The sequence below is a fragment of the Enterobacter asburiae genome (assembly GCF_008080435.1).
Taxonomy (GTDB): Bacteria; Pseudomonadota; Gammaproteobacteria; order Enterobacterales; family Enterobacteriaceae; genus Enterobacter; species Enterobacter asburiae_C.
In genome coordinates this window covers 104,640-121,831 of sequence record NZ_VRKN01000003.1, presented here as the reverse complement: position 1 = coordinate 121,831, position 17,192 = coordinate 104,640, and the positions used below count along the sequence as shown (strand labels likewise).

The window sequence follows — 17,192 nt, the reverse complement described above, 5'->3', positions numbered from 1 at the left end:
GGCTTATGATGAAGGTTGTTGTTTTGCCCACTGTAAAAACCGGGCCCGCGTGTCGGGATCGGCCTGCTGGAACCAGAATTTAAGGCGCTGTTCCGTCAGGGTCTGGGACTGGGGAGGAATAACGTCCAGTTCAGAGACGCCGGATAACAGCGTACTGTCGTCGGCCATCATGGTGGCAAACTGCGGAAGCGAGGCGCGTTTACCCGCTTTGTTATAGGTCTGGGTCGCGGCCTCGTAATCCGGGCCTTTCGGTGAGGCCGTCAACGCCAGAATATCCAGCTTCACCGGAATCGGCATCGCATCCCCGTCCAGCAGTTCAATGCGGGGGGAAGCGTCGAAGGCCGCAGATTCCTTCTCCGTTTCAAGGCGAGGCAGGGTGATATTCACCTGACTGATTTGTCGGGTATTAAAGCTGACGATCAGCGGCGGGGAGATGTACATCCTTTGCTCGTGATTAGCCAGGCCGATCGATTTTTCTACCCGGAAGACCAGCTGATGCGGTCCGTTATCTAACTCGATGCTGTCTGCACCCCGCAATAACGAACTGGAGACCTTTTTCCCGTCCAGTACCAGGAGGTCAATGTCAGTAGAGAGCCGGAGCGTGGTAGCAAAAACGCAGACCGGCATCACTAACGCAATCAGAGCAGTGGCAATACCGGTTTTCATAGAAGGCTCCCGTCAGAAATCCTGTCGCCGTATTAATGTATCTAGATTTTTCGAGAATCACGTTTACTAACATATAGACATATTTCGCCGTTTTGCCCTCATGCATCTGTATGGGATGGATGGTTGAGATGTGCGGTTTGGCGTACACTTTTAAAAAAGCCAGGAGGAAAACCATGAAAGAGAACGATATTGCCGAGATTCTGACATCCACGCGTACCATTGCGCTGGTGGGCGCGAGCGATAAACCCGATCGTCCAAGCTATCGGGTGATGAAATACCTTCTCGATCAGGGTTATCACGTCATCCCGGTCTCGCCAAAAGTGGCGGGGAAAACATTGCTGGGTCAGCAGGGTTATGCCACGCTCGCTGACGTGCCGGAAAAAATTGATATGGTCGATGTCTTCCGTAATTCCGAGGCAGCGTGGGAAGTCGCGCAGGACGCTATCGCCGTAGGCGCGAAAACGCTGTGGATGCAGTTGGGTGTGATTAACGAGCAGGCCGCCGTGCTGGCGCGGGATGCGGGGTTGAACGTCGTCATGGACCGTTGTCCGGCGATCGACATCCCCCGTCTGGGGCTGGCGAAGTAATAAAAAAAGCCCGTTCATCGGGCTTTTTTTACACGCTTAGTTCCGCAGGCGCGGAGCCTGTAACTGTTTGCGGATAGTCTGAGCAAGTTCATCCATTGTGGGTTGCTCCGGATGCTCTTCCTGCAGCTCGCTACTCAGCTGCGCTTCGGCCAGATAGGTGTGAACGGGTTGTCCATCATCATCTTCCATCACCACATGGTACCAGGGCGCGGCGCGAAGCTCTGCGTTCACCGCCAGCTCGTCTGCTGACGGTTCATCAAGGGAATACTCCGGGTCGATATCCACGACCACACCCAAATACCCTAGCAAAGTGTGGCGGACCTGCTGGCCGATACCGAATTTGCTGGCAATCATAGTCACCTCCCGGGAAATACGACTTACACTCAATGTGCGGGCAATATTTCTCTTTTCAAGTTACATGACGCGACAGGCAAACCCTTTCAGATACAGTCCTTCCGGGTAGGTAGCAATCACGGGGTGATCGGCTGCCTGACGGAACTGCTCTATAAATTGTACATCACGGGCAGCATCTATTGCGGCGTCGGCGATGATTTTCTGAAATAAATCTGTGGTCATCAGGCCGGAGCAGGAGAACGTGAGCAGAACCCCGCCCGGGTTCAGCAGCTGGATAGCCAGCATGTTGATATCTTTATACCCACGGCACGCGCCCATCAGCTGGCTTTTGTTTTCCACAAACTTTGGCGGATCCATCACGATGACGTCGAACTTCTCGCCCTGGTCGCGATATTTGCGCAGCAGCTTGAAGACGTCATCGCGTACAAACTCCGCTTTGCTCAAATCCAGCTTGTTGAGCTCGACGTTCTGTTTTGCCACGTCCAGCGCTTCCTGCGAGGTGTCCACGCTCACCACCTGAGCACAACCGCCCATCAGTGCCGAAACGGCAAAACCGCCGGTATAGGAGAAGCAGTTCAGCACGCGTTTGTCGGCAACGTACTGACGCGTAGCCAGACGGCTGTCGCGCTGGTCGAGGTAATAACCCGTTTTGTGCCCGCCCTGAATATCCACCAGCAGCTTCATGCCGTGTTCTTCAATCGGCAAAAGAGCGGGTGGTAGTTCGCCCGTGACGGGCCCCTGAGTCAGCTCCATGCCCTCTTTTTTGCGCACCGCCACATCGCTGCGGTCATAAATGGCGCACTGCGGGAACAGCGTTTGCAGCGCGCTAATCAGCGCGGCACGCTGGTATTCCGCTCCGGCGCTCAGGAGCTGCAACACCAGGAAGTTACCGAAGCGATCGATGGTCACGCCCGGCATACCGTCGGACTCGCCGGCAATCAGGCGGTAGCTGTCCAGCCCGTCGCGTTTTGCCAGCCAGTCGCGCCACTGCTGCGCCTGCTGCAGGCGGCGGACGAAGAAGTCGATGTCGATGGTTTCATCTTTATCGAACGTCCAGACGCGAGCCCGGATCTGGGACGCTGGCGAGTAAGCGCCTCGCGCTAACCATTTCCCCTGATGGTCAACGATATCAATGGTTTCACCGAGGCTGGCTTTACCTTCCATACGGGCAACCGCGCCGGAAAAGACCCAGGGATGACGGCGCAGTAATGACTTCTCGCGCCCTTTGGCTAACACTAAACGTACACTCATAATTTGCTGTTCTGTCGATTTCACGGAAATGGCGCGTAGAGTAGCACATTCAGCAAGGCGCAATCATCTGCGGATGCCATTGAGCGTTTCGGCACAAAATCAAATCGCTTAGGCACATCACGACATTGCAGCAGGCTTTACAGTGGGGCTTCCGGTACAGCAGAGGAAGCACCCATGAAAAAGCGCAGTGTGATAGCAATAGCCGCTCTGGCGGCGATGAGTTTTCAGGTTTTAGCGGCAACGCCTTTCGGCATCACCAGCCAGGATATTTCCGGCGAACGCCGGTTAGTGCAACAGCAGGTATTTGAGGGATTTGGCTGCCATGGTGGGAATATCTCTCCACAGCTGGCATGGAAAAATCCGCCCGCCGGTACGAAAAGTTTTGCCGTCACGGTATATGACCCGGATGCCCCCACCGGCAGTGGCTGGTGGCACTGGACCGTAGCCAATATACCGGCAAATACAATGACGCTGCCCGCTGATGCCGGTAACCCGAACGGCGAGAAATTACCTGCCGGCGTTGTGCAGGGGCGTAATGATTTCGGCTATTCTGGATTCGGCGGTGCATGTCCACCCGCAGGGGATAAGCCTCACCGCTATCAGATTACCGTCTGGGCCCTGAACATGGATAAACTGCCCGTCGACAAAAATGCCAGCGGCGCGCTGGTCGGTTTTATGATCAATAGTCACGTTCTGGCAAAGGCTCAGTTAACAGCAACCTACAGCAGATAAGGATGGCAGAGTGCAGGCGTTCCATTTTCGACATAAACATCTTACCGCGGGTGAAGTGACTGCCAGCAAAATGCATCGCCTGCACCAGGTTAAACTCTTTTTTCCGGCGATTTGTCATATCACTCACGGCAGTAAGGTGATTGTTCAGGATGATAACCGCCTGGAGGCGACACGGGATCAACTCATCATTATCCCTGCCAATACGGTGATGGAGATTATCAATCAGCCGGCGAACGGCATGTTTCGATCGGACTTGCTGATGTTGTCTCCGGAGATCGTTGCCGAGTTTAAAGCGCATTACCTGAAATCCTGGCCGCGCACGACGTTGCATTCGCTCTGCGCCCCGCTGAGCGAGGGGCTGGCGTTTATGTGGGACAACCTGCTGCACGCCGTGCGTCAGGATTTACCGGAGGCGCTACAAAAGCATCAGGCCTTCGGTCTTTTGCTGGCCTTGCTGCATGATGGCGTGGCAGGTCCGCTGCTTATTGAGCGAAACAGTAACCTGACCGAGCAGGTGCGGCAGTTCATTATGCTATCGCCCGCCAGAGCCTGGACCGCGCAGGACGTCGCCAGCCGTCTGGCCTTAAGCGTGCCGACGCTGCGAAGACGGTTACGTGACGAGTCACAGAGTTTTCGCCAGATTGTGGAGGAGGTGAGGATGGCCGTTGCTTTGTCACAGTTACAGTCAACCCGATTACCGATTGGCGAAATCGCATTACAATGTGGGTATCTTTCCAGCTCTCGTTTCACCGCCCGTTTCCGGCAACACTATGGCTGTTTACCGAAAACGCTACGTTAAGGAGAAGATGAATGTCAAAAGTCTGCACCATTGCCTGGGTTCACGGCGTTGTTCAGGGCGTCGGATTCCGCTACAGTACCCAGCGCGAAGCGATTGAGCTTGGGCTCACGGGATACGCGCGAAATATGGATGACGGCAGCGTTGAGGTGGTCGCCTGCGGCGAAGCGGAGCAGGTCGACAAGCTGGTGGCGTGGCTGAAAGCGGGTGGGCCGCGCAGCGCACGGGTTGATAAGGTGTTAACGGAACCGCATCAACCCGGGCGGGAATATATGAACTTCGGTATTCGCTATTAAATGCATTTCACCGGTTTAGGCAGGCCGGCAATTTTGGTGGCCTGTTTTGCCGGACCTTTCGGGAACAGACGATACAGATAGCGGCTATTGCCTTTCTCTTCGCCGAACTTATTGGCCATGGCTTTGACCAGCATGCGGATCGCCGGAGAGGTGTTGAATTCAAGATAGAACTCGCGGACAAAACGCACCACTTCCCAGTGTTCGGGAGAGAGGATAATCCCTTCTTTCTCTGCAATCACTTCTGCCAGCGCTTCGCTCCACTGGCCACTCTCTTTCAGATAACCGTCGTTATCGGTCTCGATCTCTTTGCCTTCAAAACTCAACATAGTCATTCACGCGTCAGTCAAAAACCGCAGCAGTGTAGCAAAAAACAAAGCCCCGCATAAGCGGGGCCAGGTTCACAGCGCTGCGGCTTAATCGCGGCTGGCGAAGCCCAGGATGCTCAACAGGCTGACGAAGATGTTGTACAGCGACACATACAGGCTCACGGTGGCGCGGATATAGTTCGTCTCACCGCCGCGAATGATGTTGCTGGTTTCAAACAGGATCGCGCCTGAAGAAATCAGAATAAACACGGCGCTAATGGCCAGATGCAGGGCAGGCAGCTGCAGGAAGATATTTGCCACCATACCCACCAGCACTACCACGACACCCGCCATCAGCATACCGCCGAGGAAGGACATGTCCTTACGGGTGGTCAGCACGTAGGCCGAGCAGCAGAAGAACACCAGCGCGGTACCGCCCAGCGCCATGCCGATAAGGTCACCCATACCGGCAGACAGATACGCATTCAGCATCGGTCCCAGGATGTAGCCCAGGAAGCCGGTGAAGGCAAACGCGGACAGAATACCGACGGGCTTGTCAGCGGTTTTGTAGGTCAGGAACATCAGACCATACATACCCACCAGCGTCAGGATCAGCCCCGGAGAGGGCAGCATCAGCACGGTGCTGGCGGTGGCAGTGATCGCTGAGAATGCCAGCGTCAGGCTGAGCATGAAATAGGTATTGCGCAGCACCTTGTGGGTACTGAGTAGCGATGTGCGGTCGCGTGAAGAAGTAATTATACGATCCATGAGTCACTCTCTTATGACAGATGTAATTAGCGGAAAGAATAGGAAACGGCACGCCAGTCTCAAAGTGGTTTTACCCATCTTTACTCAGCACGTTAGCGCTGGAGGTGGTTATTTCTTCTGCAGAAGTCAGTTTCACCAGTATGAACAGCGGTTTGCGACAATTTACCAGATCAAGCTCTTATAGGTTACTGAAAAATATTGCGTTATTACCATTCGAACGCTAAGAGTTATTCCCGGATCGTTATAAAACAGACAATAAGGCGAAGGAAATGAAACCACAAACACGCACGCACTTTACGCTCTCTTTGTTAACCGCAGGGATCCTGTGCGCCAGCACGGCAGCCTGGGCAGCTAACGTGCCAGCCGGAACCGCGCTGGCCGATAAACAGGAGCTGGTCAGGAATAATGGCAGTGAACCGGCCTCGCTCGACCCGCATAAAGTCGAAAGCGATGTCGAATTCAATATTATCAGTGATTTATTCGAAGGGCTGGTCAGCGTCTCTCCTGCAGGAGACATTCAGCCCCGACTGGCGGAAAAATGGGAGAATAAGGACAACACCGTCTGGACGTTCCATTTGCGTCCAGGCATCACCTGGAGCGACGGCACGGCGATTACCGCTGAAGATGTGGTCTGGAGCTGGCAGCGCCTGATCGACCCGAAAACAGCTTCGCCGTACGCGAGCTATCCGGGCAACATGCACATCGCCAACGCGGCCGATATCGCCCAGGGGAAAAAAGCACCTGATACGCTGGGCGTAAAAGCGATTAACGACACCACGCTGGAAGTAACGCTCACACAGCCAAACGCAGCCTTCCTCGCGATGCTGGCGCACCCGTCGCTGGTGCCGGTGGATAAAGTGTTGATTGGCCGTTTCGGGGATAAGTGGACCAAACCGGAACATTTCGTCAGCAGCGGGGCGTATAAGCTGTCGCAGTGGGTGGTCAACGAACGCATCGTGGCAGAGCGCAACCCGCGCTACTGGGATAACGCGCACACCGTGATTAACAAAGTCACCTGGCTGCCCATCACGTCCGAGGCCTCGGATGTGAACCGCTATAAAGCGGGTGAAATTGATATCGTGTACACGGTGCCGATTAACCAGTTTGCTCAGCTCAAGAAAACCCTGGGCAGCCAGCTGGATGTCTCTCCGCAGCTTGCGACCTATTACTACGAATTCAATACCACCCGGCCGCCGTTCAACGACGCGCGCGTACGTAAGGCGCTGAACATGGCGCTGGATAAAGACATCATTGCCGGGAAAGTATTAGGGCAGGGGCAGCGCCCGGCGTGGCTCATCAGCCAGCCGGATATTGGCGGCGTTAAGCTACAGAACCCGGATTACGCCAGCTGGCCGCTGGACAAGCGCATCGCTGAGGCGAAAAAGCTGCTGAACGAGGCCGGATATAACGCCAGCCATCCTCTGAGCTTCAATCTGCTCTACAACACCTCTGAATCGCATCAGCGTATCGCGATTGCGGCCAGCTCCATGTGGAAGAAAAACCTTGGCGTGGATGCAAAGCTGCAAAACCAGGAGTGGAAAACCATGCTGGATACCATGCACACCCACAACTTTGACGCGGTGCGGTACGCGTGGATTGCCGATTACGACGATGCTGCGACCTTCCTGAACAACTTCCGCACGGGCGACAGCGAAAACACCAGCCAGTACAGCAATCCGGACTACGATCGGGCGCTAATCAATGCCGCAAAAGCCAAAACAGCGGAGGAGCGGGGTAAGTTCTACCAGCAGGCGGAAGATCTGCTGGGTCGTGATGTGCCGGCCATTCCGGTTTATCACTACGTCCGTACGCACCTGGTGAAACCGTGGGTCGGGGGATTTACGCCGGATAAGCTGGGGTACTATTTCACGAAAGACATGTACATCAAAAAACACTAAGCCTGTGCTGATAAAATCGTCGATGTGTCGTCAGTTCAACCGATTAAACACGTTTTGACTATTTTTACAGCGAACGAGTGTAGCTACTCTTTACAGCACGCGGTGAGGTGTTTATAGTTCGCCTCACTTAGGAAGTGTGGCCGAGCGGTTGAAGGCACCGGTCTTGAAAACCGGCGACCCGAAAGGGTTCCAGAGTTCGAATCTCTGCGCTTCCGCCAGATATAAACCCCAGGTTACTCGTTAACCTGGGGTTTTTCTTTTGCTTAATGCGGGTTTGCCCATCACCAGATTCTGACCATTCCTTCGCTCGCCGGGCGAACAAGAGTAAAACCAAATTTCGTATACAGCTCAGGCACATCTGCCATTAAACAAACATAAGCCCCTTTACAGGCATGGTTATCCAGCCATGTAACAAGCGTTTCCATAATGACTCTGCCAAGCCCTTTTCCCTGATGAAGGGGATCTACGGCGACGTCGACAATATCAAAATTCAGCGCGCCGTCCCCCACGATGCGCCCCATACCCACCGGTTTTCCCTCACACAGAATATGCATGCCATAACAGCTGCCGGGCAGCGCTTTTCGGGCCGCCTCCAGCGGGCGAGGGCTAAGACCCGAGATTTCGCGCAGCCGACAAAACGCTTCTGCAGTGGGGACGGTTTCAACAACGGTATAGTTATCAGGCATAAAAAGAGCTCCAGTCAGTGTTCATCAGGATGCCCCAGTCTGGCAGTAAAACTGACTAAACACGATTTTTAGGACCGATCCGCCTCACACTTTTAAAACCCCGCTATTTCCCTGTAAAAAACAGGCGTTATCATTCACCCCGTAAATATCTTGCTATCTCTTACCGAGGCTTTGATGCTGGAGAATGTTTTCATCAGATAATCAGTTTCCCGCCCTTTTCAGGACGGACTGGTTATCGCTGCGCTTAAACCTTACGCGCGCACCTGCGGGTGTGGGCTCGTTTTTACGCATGATGATTACACAGGTTTTCCAGTATGAATTTATCCCGTCAGGAACAACGTACCTTACACGTTCTCGCCAAAGGTGGACGTATTGTTCACGTCCGCGACAGTTCTGGCCGCGTTACGTCCGTTGAGTGCTACACCCGTGAAGGGCTGGTGCTGAGCGACTGCACGCTTAACGTCTTTAAAAAACTCCGCACCAAAAAGCTGATCCGTTCCATGAACGGGCAGCCTTACCGCATCAACACCACCGGGCTGAACAACGTTCGCGCCCAGCTGGATAATCGCTAAGGAGAAGTGATGAATACACCTTACACAGATAGCTATGACCGCGCTTTTTTGCTCGACGCCATGATGGGCCCAAACGCCATGCGGCTTACCGAGGAGCTGGTTGCTCAACTGCAGATTGATCCAGGGATGCGCATTCTCGATCTCGGCTGCGGGAAAGGGATCTCTTCTATCCTGCTCGCCGAAAAATATGACGCCACGGTTTTTGCCGCCGATCTGTGGATTACGCCGGGCGAAAACGCAGCGCGTTTCAGCGAACGGGGTCTGGATGGAAAAATTTTTCCGCTACGGGTTGATGCCACGAAAGCGATCCCGTTCGCGCATGATTACTTCGACCTGATCGTGAGCGTGGATGCGTATCAATACTTTGGCAACAATGACGCCATGCTGGGCACGCTGCTACCTTTCCTGAAACCCGGAGGACATATTGCGGTTGCCGTTCCCGGGTTTATCGGTGAATACAGCGAAACGCATCTCCCGGAGGTGATTAAGCCTTTCTGGACGCCAGAGTGGTATTTCTATCCGCTCTCCTGGTGGAAAGCGCTGTGGGAAAAAGAGCCCGGTTCGGTTCTGACCACCGTGCGGGAGATGGATACCTGCCAGCAGGCGTGGGATGAGTTTATGCAATGCGAGATCGCCCAGGAGATGATGGTACCCATTATGGCCGCGGGCGCCGGAGCATATTTCAACATGATCCAACTGGTTGCGCAGAAGCGCTAAAAGGTCATAAACAACGCCACCCTCGGGTGGCGTTGAACGTGACGTCTAAGAGCGGATAAAGGCCAGAATGTCCGCGTTGATGGTATCCGCATGGGTGGTATGCATCCCATGCGGGAAGCCCGGATAAATTTTCAGTACGCTGTTCGCCAGCAGCTTGTCCTGCAGCAGGGCAGCATTTTTATACGGCACGACCTGATCGTCATCGCCCTGCATTACCAGAACGGGGACCGTGATGGTTTTTAAATCTTCCATCTGGTCGGTCTCTGAAAACGCTTTAATCCCCTCGTAGTGGGCCTTAGCGCTTCCTATCATCCCCTGACGCCACCAGTTCTGGATGGTGCCCTGTGAAACGTCCGCGCCATCCCGATTAAAGCCGTAGAAAGGACCGCTGGCGACGTCGAGGTAAAACTGGGCGCGGTTAGCCGCCAGCGCTTTGCGGAAGCCGTCGAAAACCTCGATGGGCGTTCCGCCAGGGTTAGCGTCCGTTTTGACCATCAAAGGTGGGACAGCGCTGACGAGCACCGCTTTGGCGACGCGCCCCTGCGGTTGTCCATACTGCGCAACATAGCGGGCGACCTGGCCTCCGCCGGTGGAGTGACCGACGTGCACGGCATTGCGCAGATCCAGGCTTTCAACCACGGCCGACGCATCGGACGCATAATGATCCATATCGTGGCCTTCACTCACCTGGTCCGAACGGCCATGGCCACGACGATCGATAGCGATAACGCGATAGCCTTCTGCGAGGAAGAAGAGCATCTGGTTATCCCAGTCATCGGCACTTAGCGGCCAGCCGTGGTGGAAAACAATGGGTTGAGCCTCTTTTGGGCCCCAGTCTTTGTAGTAAATATTGACGCCGTCTTTCGTTGTTACGAATGCCATACCGCAGACTCCTCTGTTAAAGGCAAAACGATCCCCGGCTGAGCGCACAGCGAATCATTAATGCCTTAATTAAGTTGGCTTTTTTCTGTTTTCCGTACCGACAGTACTCCTAAAGTGTAGGAGAAATAGTAAAAGCAGTCGGTTTCATTCCTGTTAAAGGGAGCAAGACAGCGTTCAGGCGGGAGGGGGGCGAATGAAGGCTCTGGATCCTCCAGAGCCTTCAGGGCAGCATTAACAGCAGGGGCGTTTAGCGGTTTTCTTCAATATAGCGGGCCAGGTCCGCCGGGGTTTTCAGCACCGTCGCCACGTCAGTTGGCGGGATCATACAGCCGTAAACGTCCTGCACTTCCAGCACCATATCGACCGCCAGGATGGAGTCGAGAATGTCGGATTCAATCAGTTCATCGTGAAAGCCCACCTTACGGGATAACACTTTTTCGAACAGGGCGAGAATTTCTTGTTCCATAATTTTTCCTGGAGTCATTAATTTGTGCGGGCGTAAGCGTCCAGCAGCTTGCGGTCAATTTTGCCGTTAGGATTCAGCGGCAAAGCGTCTTTTACGATAATTTGTGAAGGCACCATATAATGCGGAACCACCTTCGACAGCGACGTTTTGATGGTATCCGGCGCCATATCCGTCACGCAGAACGCGGCAATGCGCAGCACGCTGCCGCAGGATTTCATCAGCGGCAGAACCACCGCTTCGTTAATGCCGGACATGGCCAGCAGGCGGTTTTCAATCTCATTGATTTCAATACGGTAGCCATTCAGTTTGACCTGGCTATCGTTGCGGCCCTGGCAATAGATAAGCCCCGCTTTATAGCCCAGATCGCCGGTTCGGTAGCCGCGAAACGCTTCATTTTCCCGACGGAGCAATTTTTCCGCGTTCTCCTGCGGCAGGCCGAGGTAGCCGCGCATCACGTTTTTACCCCAGATAATCAGCTCGCCGTCGGCGGAAATTTCCATGTTGCTCTCAGGCATCATGACCCCCACCGGTAGCACGGCGCTGTCGCTGTTCAGGATCTCATCCGTAATTTCAACCACGGTCGTCGCGATGGTCGCTTCCGTTGGGCCATAGGAGTTAATGATTTTGGCCTGCGGGAAACGGCGGCGGAGCTGTTTAACCAGCGCTTTATTTAACACTTCACCAATGAAGATAAAGACGCTCAGCGCAGGCAAATACTCGCTGTTGAACTGCGGGGAAAGCAGCTGCTGGTACGCAAAAGAGGGGGTGGAAACCCAGGCGGAGACCGCGTTGCTTTTCAGTCGCTCCAGCCAGTTCTCTTTCTGAATATCCTCTTTGGCGTTCAGCACGATGTGTCCGCCCATCGCCAGATTCGCCAGTAAAGGGATCAGGGAGAGGTCAAAACTGAATACCGCGTGGTTCATCAGGACCGGTTTTTCCGGCAGTGAAAAGTCCCGGCTGACCCATTTCATGAAGTGCCATACGCTTTCACGCCCAATCTGCACGCCTTTAGGTTTACCGGTGCTGCCCGAGGTAAACATGATGTAGGCCAGATCCTGCTCCTCCAGCACCTTGCCCGGTTCACCGGTGGCGATAAACTCCCGGGTCGCGACGTCGTAATAGTAAGGGGCATTGGCCAGATGGCAGATCTCCCGCAGGCGCTCCTGCGGGTAGATGCAGTCCACCGGGATGTACGGAATGTTGTGCAGCAGGCAGCTATAAATCGCCACGGCGAACTCGGCCTGCTGGTGTCCGTACAAGACGACCGGCGTACCGGCAACAGGCTGGCAACGCTGATAGCGCTGTGCCCAGTCCGTTACGGCAGCAGAAAGCTGTAGCCAGCTTAAGGCTTCGTCGCTGCCGCTGATGGCCAGTTGCTGCGGGGAGGCGGGATCGCATAATGCCGCACGTAAGAAATCCTGCAGTTCCTGAAGATCGGAGTGATTTTTCATAGAGGTGACATTCCACTAAAGATGTAAAGGGATCCCGCGGCGCTTCCCAGCGTCAGAATTCGCCCTAAAAACGCAACAGCCGGATACTGCAAACCGCGGTGCAATGCCGGGCTGCGTTTAGCTGACCACAACAGCATGTTATGAGTGACGGAAATCGCGCCAAACAGCGCGCCGCTGATGACGTAATGGCGCTCCAGGCCATTCCATGCCCCCATGCAGAACAGGGTGCAAAAAATACCGATATTTTGCGCCAGCGTTTTGTTCTGACGGAAAAAGTTGAACTTCATCAGGTTCATGTAAACGGGCATAAAGACCACATCGCGCAGCCATTCAGACAAACTGATGTGGAAGCGGCGCCAGAAATCCTGCGGGTTCTTTGCCAGAAGCGGCATATTGAAGTTTGCCGGAATGTTGAGCCCAAACAGACGGCCTGCGCCGATGGCCATATTGCTGTAACCCGCAAAATCAAAGTACAGGTAGGTGCTATAGGCGATCGACATCACTACGCCCACGGTCAGCGTAAACGGCTTATGGCTCCAGGGCTGCACGACAAGCGAATCAATCAGCATGGCAAACAGGAACTTCTGGACAATACCGGTAATGATTTGCTCTAACGCGACTAAAAACTGTTCACGGTTAAGGGCAAATACGGGCTTGCTGACATCACTCATCCATGTCCGCCAGCGGTACATTGGGCCGGCCAGGATAATAAAGGGCATGAACAGGTAACAGAAATAGTGCAGGAAATTCTGACCTTCTTTTTTACTGCGATAGAGCAGCACGTCCACCGCGCGGAACGTCATGAAAGAGAGACCGATCATGCCCCAGTGGTTATTTAAGTGTAATTTCACCAGCAACAACGGCAATAATGTCAGCACGACCGCCTGCCATGTTTTTAACCATCCCTTCTCTTTTAGCGTGGCGAAAACATAAAAACTGAAAAAGACGGCGGCGGGGACAAGATAATCCCCCTGAAATATATATCCCCAGCCGACTGCCGTCAGTACCGACAGCGCCGACAACCAGGTCAGGCGATGGCGTAATACGCGATTGACCAGCGCAAATGCCAGGGCGGATGAAAACAAATAGACAAAAAACATTCCTGAGCTGTACATCATTCGGCCTCAGAACTTTTGATATTCAAAATGCAGCTGCATACTCATGCTGTCATCGACAGAGGTCCATGCGACGATGGTGATCGCCAGCATGAGATAAAGGAAAAAAAGACGGATCGCGATTTTCATCATTTAAAACTCTGCGCAATAAAGCGAATCATAGGAACCCAGGCCAGTTCGGAAGGGTGCAAACGATCCCAGTTCCAGCCATTCTGATAAGGCATGGCGTACATATCTAAATAAGGGATCTGGTTCTTTTCCAGAATGGTTTTAATTTGTTTATCAACCGGGCGGAAGGTATCGGTATTGTAAAGCGCCCAGGGGTTAACCGGGTCGACGATAGCAATTACCTGCACGTGACGTTCTTTCAGCAGCTGGACGGTTTTACTGAAAGCGGCGATTTGCGCAGGCACGACCGGCGTGTCATCCCACTGTTGCGGCTTACCGTCCTCTTCGTAAATCGTTTTGTCCATCCACAGTGTGGCCGCGCTCTGCTGGCGTTTTTTATTTAACTCGCGCGCATTCGCCAGCTCTTTATCCCAGTCTGGGGCAATGTGGGTGGTTGGCTGTTGCGGCCAGGGCTGTACCGTCTGGGGCGTAATGTTGAGCAGCGCCAGCCAGTCGTTTTTTATCAGGGTGCAGATGTTCTCAAACTGGAAACTCAGCTCGTCCCACATCAGATCGGGGTGCCAGCCAAAGACGCGCATTTGGCCAAAGGTTAAATGGCTTATTTCTTTACTATCAATATGCTTTAAATAATTAACCAGCAACGGGCGCGCCTGCGGATCCTTCATCAGCGGATTAAAAATAGAACCGGGGAAATTATCGGCATAGATAGCCGGTGGCAGCCCTTTTGAGTAAAAGCTGTCAGGTGCCAGAAGTAAAACGACTTTACTGTTTGCGTTAAGGCTATTTTTAAAACGCGAGAACAGTAAAAATTGCGTTTCGTCATCGACAAATGCATCGCCATATGCCACGACGGGTTTGTGCAATTGCTTATTAAAGTAATTATATACAGCGTAATGTTCATCTTCTGAGGTGGCAACCTCAGACGCGCCAATGAAGAAAATAGCATTCCCTTCTAAGGCATGGGAAATAGTCGCAATTTTTTCCGCTTGTTCTTTAGGCGTGCCCGCCATTGATTTAATCAGCGGCTGGAAGGCGAGCGGCGGATCGAAGCTCGTCACCAGCGGGTGAACACAAAGGAACAAAATGGCCAGGGTCGCCATCAGGATATGTAAGCAAAGCGTATTTTTGATTTTCATCATCAACCAGTAACACTGCATGGCTGTAATTTCTAAAATCTGTGGGTACTCAGATTTATAACAATTACACAACAAATGGCCGTCTATTATTGTGGCATTCTATACCAGAGCGATTTAAAAGGATGAGCGTTGCTGTGTAACGGTATGTACAAGGGCGCTGAGACCGATGCGCGGTAAGCGCCTGGGTGATTTTTGCGCAGTCAAACGCCGGTGGGTAAAAATAGAAAAATTCCTGCTTTACAAGGCGCTAATAGATGTTTATAGTGCGCCTCACTTTGGAAGCGTGGCCGAGCGGTTGAAGGCACCGGTCTTGAAAACCGGCGACCCGAAAGGGTTCTAGAGTTCGAATCTCTACGCTTCCGCCAAATTCGAAACCCAGGTCGTTATGCGACCTGGGTTTTTTGTTTTGAGCCGGCTTCAGCATGCGTGCTGAAGAGACGCTGGAACGGTGCTCTGGCATCCGTCACGCTGGTGCGCCGGTTATCAACAGGACACACAAAACCCTGCTCTATTTTTAGCACAATGTTTTGTTTTATATTTTTTAACGTCCAGCCCTGTGCTATTCCTGTTTTTAATGGCCATACGGTTTTTCGTATAATAAAACGCTGTCTCCATTACGCGAGACACAAAAGTGAACAGGTTCTTAATAATCTTTCATGTTTTATTTAATTTTCTGCAAGTAGTTTGGCCTGACGCGCAAAACTGATTAAATCATGGTGTGGATCACTGCCGACAGAGCATAACTAAAATATAATGGCGGTATCGTTCTGAAGCAGGGTTTATTCGCTTCAAAAAATTACCCACCATGAATGGAAGACATGATGAGAGGAAAAATCCCCAAGAGCGAGTTGCTGGTGACGTTCGAAGTTGTGGCGCGTCACGAAAGCTATACCCGCGCGGCAGAAGAGCTGGCGTTAACGCAGAGTGCAGTGTTCAGACAGGTGACGGCCCTGGAGGAGTTTTTACACACCTCATTATTCAATCATGCCAAAAAGCGGATTTTTCTGAATGCAGCAGGAAAGCATTATTTGAATATCGTTAAAGAGACGCTTAATAAGCTGGAACGCGATACAAATATGATAATGACCTGGCAGCCTTCCGTTCAGGTTGTGGAGTTGGCGGTAAATCCCACCTTCAGTACACATTGGTTGATCCCCAATTTATGGGAGTTTAATAAATTAAATCCTGATATTATTGTCAACATTCATTCGTTGGCCAATATCGGCGATTTTTTAAATCGTGAATACGATGCGGCTATTATGCGCGCAGATTTTTGTCCCCCGTGGTCGGAAGTCGATTATTTATTTGAAGAGGAGATCCTGCCGGTCTGCAGTCGAAGCTTGCTCCCCAATGCGGAGCAGAAGCTGGGTGTTGAGGAGTTGCTAAGGGAGTTTCCGCTGTTACACCAAAGCACTCGCATCAATGGCTGGCAGGAGTGGTTTGCGCTGTCCGGTATTACCAGTCCGGACGTGAATCTTGGCCCACGTTTTGACCTCCTCTCGATGCTGATTGCCGCAGTACGATCGAATCTTGGGGTCGCGCTGCTTCCCCGCTTCGCCATTCAGCATGACCTGGACTGCGGTGAGATGGTTATCCCCTGTGATGTGCCTATCCGCACCGGCAACCGCTTTATCATGACGTGGCGGGAGGAAAAGGCTCAGTCCCTGCCGTTACAGACCTTCCGCGAGTGGTTATTACAAAAATCAGTGGTCTCTCCGGTGGAGTAATCATACCGGATGGCGGCTGCACAGCGCGCCATCCGGTACCGACACGTTTACCAGTCAATGCCCTCCTGCGCCTGAATACCGCTGTCAAATGCGTGTTTTACCGGACGCATTTCGCTAACCGTGTCGGCAAGCGCCAGTAACTGCGAGTGACAGCCGCGTCCGGTGACGATCACGGTCTGCTGCACCGGACGGTTCTCAACTGCCGCGATCACCTCCCGGGTATCCAGATAGTGATAAGCCAGCATATAGGTGAGCTCATCCAGAACCACCAGGTCGTAACTCGGGTCGGCCAGCATGCGTTTGCTCTCCTGCCACACCGCCGTTGCGGCCTCAATATCCGTTTCCCGGTTTTGTGTCTCCCAGGTAAAGCCGGTGCCCATAATGTGAAACTCGACGCCGAGCGGGTGCAGAGTGTTGTATTCGCCATTATCCCACTGACCTTTTATAAACTGCGCGACGCCAACGGTTTTACCGTGTCCGACGGCACGCGTCGCCGTGCCGAAGGCGGCGGTAGACTTGCCTTTGCCGTTGCCGGTGAAGACGATCAGAATGCCTTTCTTCTCCGTTGCCGCCGCCACGCGGATATCAACCTGCTCTTTGCGTTTTTGCTGTCGTTGGCGGTGTTTGTCTGCGTTAGCTCGCGCTTCCATAGTGGCTC

At 53.1% G+C, this 17,192-nt stretch carries 21 protein-coding genes and 2 tRNA genes; 10 read left to right on the top strand and 13 right to left on the bottom strand.

What is annotated here, in order from left to right; translation table 11 throughout:
• Window positions 1–3 precede the first annotated feature (3 nt).
• Window positions 4–666: a curli synthesis inhibitor gene (gene csgI / locus FU672_RS06465; protein WP_121425765.1), complete on the bottom strand. Its 663-nt coding sequence runs from the start codon at window positions 664–666 to the stop codon at window positions 4–6.
• 173 nt (window positions 667–839) lie between these two features.
• Between csgI and FU672_RS06460 the strand changes: the two genes are divergently transcribed.
• Window positions 840–1,253, top strand: a complete 414-nt coding sequence (locus FU672_RS06460; RefSeq protein ID WP_008499920.1) for a CoA-binding protein — start codon at window positions 840–842, stop codon at window positions 1,251–1,253.
• Window positions 1,254–1,289: 36 nt separating this feature from the next.
• Here FU672_RS06460 and hspQ read toward each other — a convergent pair whose 3' ends face one another.
• Both hspQ and rlmI read right to left on the bottom strand, forming a co-directional pair.
• Window positions 1,290–1,607: a heat shock protein HspQ gene (gene hspQ / locus FU672_RS06455; RefSeq protein ID WP_148242607.1), complete on the bottom strand. Its 318-nt coding sequence runs from the start codon at window positions 1,605–1,607 to the stop codon at window positions 1,290–1,292.
• 60 nt (window positions 1,608–1,667) lie between these two features.
• Window positions 1,668–2,858: a 23S rRNA (cytosine(1962)-C(5))-methyltransferase RlmI gene (gene rlmI, locus FU672_RS06450; RefSeq protein ID WP_148242606.1), complete on the bottom strand. Its 1,191-nt coding sequence runs from the start codon at window positions 2,856–2,858 to the stop codon at window positions 1,668–1,670.
• Between the two features lie 174 nt (window positions 2,859–3,032).
• Between rlmI and FU672_RS06445 the strand changes: the two genes are divergently transcribed.
• The 3 genes from FU672_RS06445 to yccX are packed head-to-tail and all read left to right on the top strand — an operon-like array spanning window position 3,033 to window position 4,682.
• Window positions 3,033–3,590 (top strand): kinase inhibitor, encoded by a 558-nt coding sequence (locus tag FU672_RS06445; RefSeq protein WP_148242605.1) that lies wholly within the window; start codon window positions 3,033–3,035, stop codon window positions 3,588–3,590.
• A 10-nt stretch (window positions 3,591–3,600) separates the two neighbouring features.
• On the top strand, window positions 3,601–4,389 hold the full coding sequence (locus FU672_RS06440; protein WP_148242604.1) for an AraC family transcriptional regulator: 789 nt from the start codon (window positions 3,601–3,603) through the stop codon (window positions 4,387–4,389).
• Between the two features lie 11 nt (window positions 4,390–4,400).
• Complete coding sequence (gene yccX, locus FU672_RS06435; RefSeq protein ID WP_059310384.1) at window positions 4,401–4,682, top strand: acylphosphatase; 282 nt, start codon at window positions 4,401–4,403, stop codon at window positions 4,680–4,682.
• Here the strand turns inward: yccX and tusE are convergent.
• Window positions 4,679–5,008 carry a sulfurtransferase TusE gene (tusE, locus tag FU672_RS06430; protein ID WP_047364346.1) on the bottom strand — a complete coding sequence of 110 codons (330 nt, stop codon included), beginning with the start codon at window positions 5,006–5,008 and terminating at the stop codon, window positions 4,679–4,681. The two genes, yccX and tusE, sit on opposite strands and share 4 nt — an antisense overlap.
• 87 nt (window positions 5,009–5,095) lie before the next feature.
• Entirely contained in the window at window positions 5,096–5,755 is a 660-nt protein-coding gene (gene yccA / locus FU672_RS06425) for an FtsH protease modulator YccA (protein WP_023335168.1), read from the bottom strand.
• A 269-nt stretch (window positions 5,756–6,024) separates the two neighbouring features.
• Between yccA and FU672_RS06415 the strand changes: the two genes are divergently transcribed.
• Window positions 6,025–7,653: an ABC transporter substrate-binding protein gene (locus FU672_RS06415; RefSeq protein WP_148242602.1), complete on the top strand. Its 1,629-nt coding sequence runs from the start codon at window positions 6,025–6,027 to the stop codon at window positions 7,651–7,653.
• 130 nt (window positions 7,654–7,783) lie between these two features.
• Window positions 7,784–7,871 (top strand) — tRNA-Ser (locus FU672_RS06410).
• A 63-nt stretch (window positions 7,872–7,934) separates the two neighbouring features.
• On the opposite strand, the gene FU672_RS06405 is transcribed toward FU672_RS06410, so the two are convergent.
• Window positions 7,935–8,339: a GNAT family N-acetyltransferase gene (locus FU672_RS06405; protein WP_148242601.1), complete on the bottom strand. Its 405-nt coding sequence runs from the start codon at window positions 8,337–8,339 to the stop codon at window positions 7,935–7,937.
• Window positions 8,340–8,653: 314 nt separating this feature from the next.
• On the opposite strand from FU672_RS06405, the gene FU672_RS06400 reads away from it, so the two are divergent.
• Window positions 8,654–8,911, top strand: a complete 258-nt coding sequence (locus tag FU672_RS06400) for a YjhX family toxin (protein ID WP_148242600.1) — start codon at window positions 8,654–8,656, stop codon at window positions 8,909–8,911.
• A 9-nt stretch (window positions 8,912–8,920) separates the two neighbouring features.
• Window positions 8,921–9,628: an SAM-dependent methyltransferase gene (locus tag FU672_RS06395; protein WP_148242599.1), complete on the top strand. Its 708-nt coding sequence runs from the start codon at window positions 8,921–8,923 to the stop codon at window positions 9,626–9,628.
• A gap of 45 nt (window positions 9,629–9,673) precedes the next feature.
• Here FU672_RS06395 and FU672_RS06390 read toward each other — a convergent pair whose 3' ends face one another.
• The 6 genes from FU672_RS06390 to FU672_RS06370 form a co-directional block, all read right to left on the bottom strand.
• Window positions 9,674–10,510 carry an alpha/beta fold hydrolase gene (locus FU672_RS06390; RefSeq protein ID WP_148242598.1) on the bottom strand — a complete coding sequence of 279 codons (837 nt, stop codon included), beginning with the start codon at window positions 10,508–10,510 and terminating at the stop codon, window positions 9,674–9,676.
• A 247-nt stretch (window positions 10,511–10,757) separates the two neighbouring features.
• Window positions 10,758–10,976 carry an acyl carrier protein gene (locus tag FU672_RS06385; RefSeq protein WP_008499867.1) on the bottom strand — a complete coding sequence of 73 codons (219 nt, stop codon included), beginning with the start codon at window positions 10,974–10,976 and terminating at the stop codon, window positions 10,758–10,760.
• 17 nt (window positions 10,977–10,993) lie between these two features.
• Window positions 10,994–12,427 (bottom strand): AMP-binding protein, encoded by a 1,434-nt coding sequence (locus tag FU672_RS06380; protein ID WP_148242597.1) that lies wholly within the window; start codon window positions 12,425–12,427, stop codon window positions 10,994–10,996.
• Entirely contained in the window at window positions 12,424–13,542 is a 1,119-nt protein-coding gene (locus FU672_RS06375) for an MBOAT family O-acyltransferase (protein ID WP_148242920.1), read from the bottom strand. Before FU672_RS06375 ends, FU672_RS06380 begins: the two co-directional genes overlap by 4 nt.
• A gap of 9 nt (window positions 13,543–13,551) precedes the next feature.
• Window positions 13,552–13,674, bottom strand: a complete 123-nt coding sequence (locus tag FU672_RS25080) for a hypothetical protein (RefSeq protein ID WP_262349003.1) — start codon at window positions 13,672–13,674, stop codon at window positions 13,552–13,554.
• Window positions 13,671–14,807 (bottom strand): D-alanyl-lipoteichoic acid biosynthesis protein DltD, encoded by a 1,137-nt coding sequence (locus FU672_RS06370; RefSeq protein WP_148242919.1) that lies wholly within the window; start codon window positions 14,805–14,807, stop codon window positions 13,671–13,673. The genes FU672_RS25080 and FU672_RS06370 overlap by 4 nt, the downstream gene beginning before the upstream one ends.
• Window positions 14,808–15,084: 277 nt before the next feature.
• Between FU672_RS06370 and FU672_RS06365 the strand changes: the two genes are divergently transcribed.
• Together FU672_RS06365 and FU672_RS06360 are read left to right on the top strand one after the other, a co-directional pair.
• Window positions 15,085–15,172, top strand: a tRNA-Ser gene (locus FU672_RS06365).
• Between the two features lie 456 nt (window positions 15,173–15,628).
• On the top strand, window positions 15,629–16,534 hold the full coding sequence (locus FU672_RS06360) for a LysR substrate-binding domain-containing protein (protein ID WP_148242918.1): 906 nt from the start codon (window positions 15,629–15,631) through the stop codon (window positions 16,532–16,534).
• Between the two features lie 47 nt (window positions 16,535–16,581).
• Here FU672_RS06360 and cobO read toward each other — a convergent pair whose 3' ends face one another.
• Window positions 16,582–17,184: a cob(I)yrinic acid a,c-diamide adenosyltransferase gene (gene cobO / locus FU672_RS06355; RefSeq protein ID WP_148242596.1), complete on the bottom strand. Its 603-nt coding sequence runs from the start codon at window positions 17,182–17,184 to the stop codon at window positions 16,582–16,584.
• Window positions 17,185–17,192: the final 8 nt, after the last annotated feature.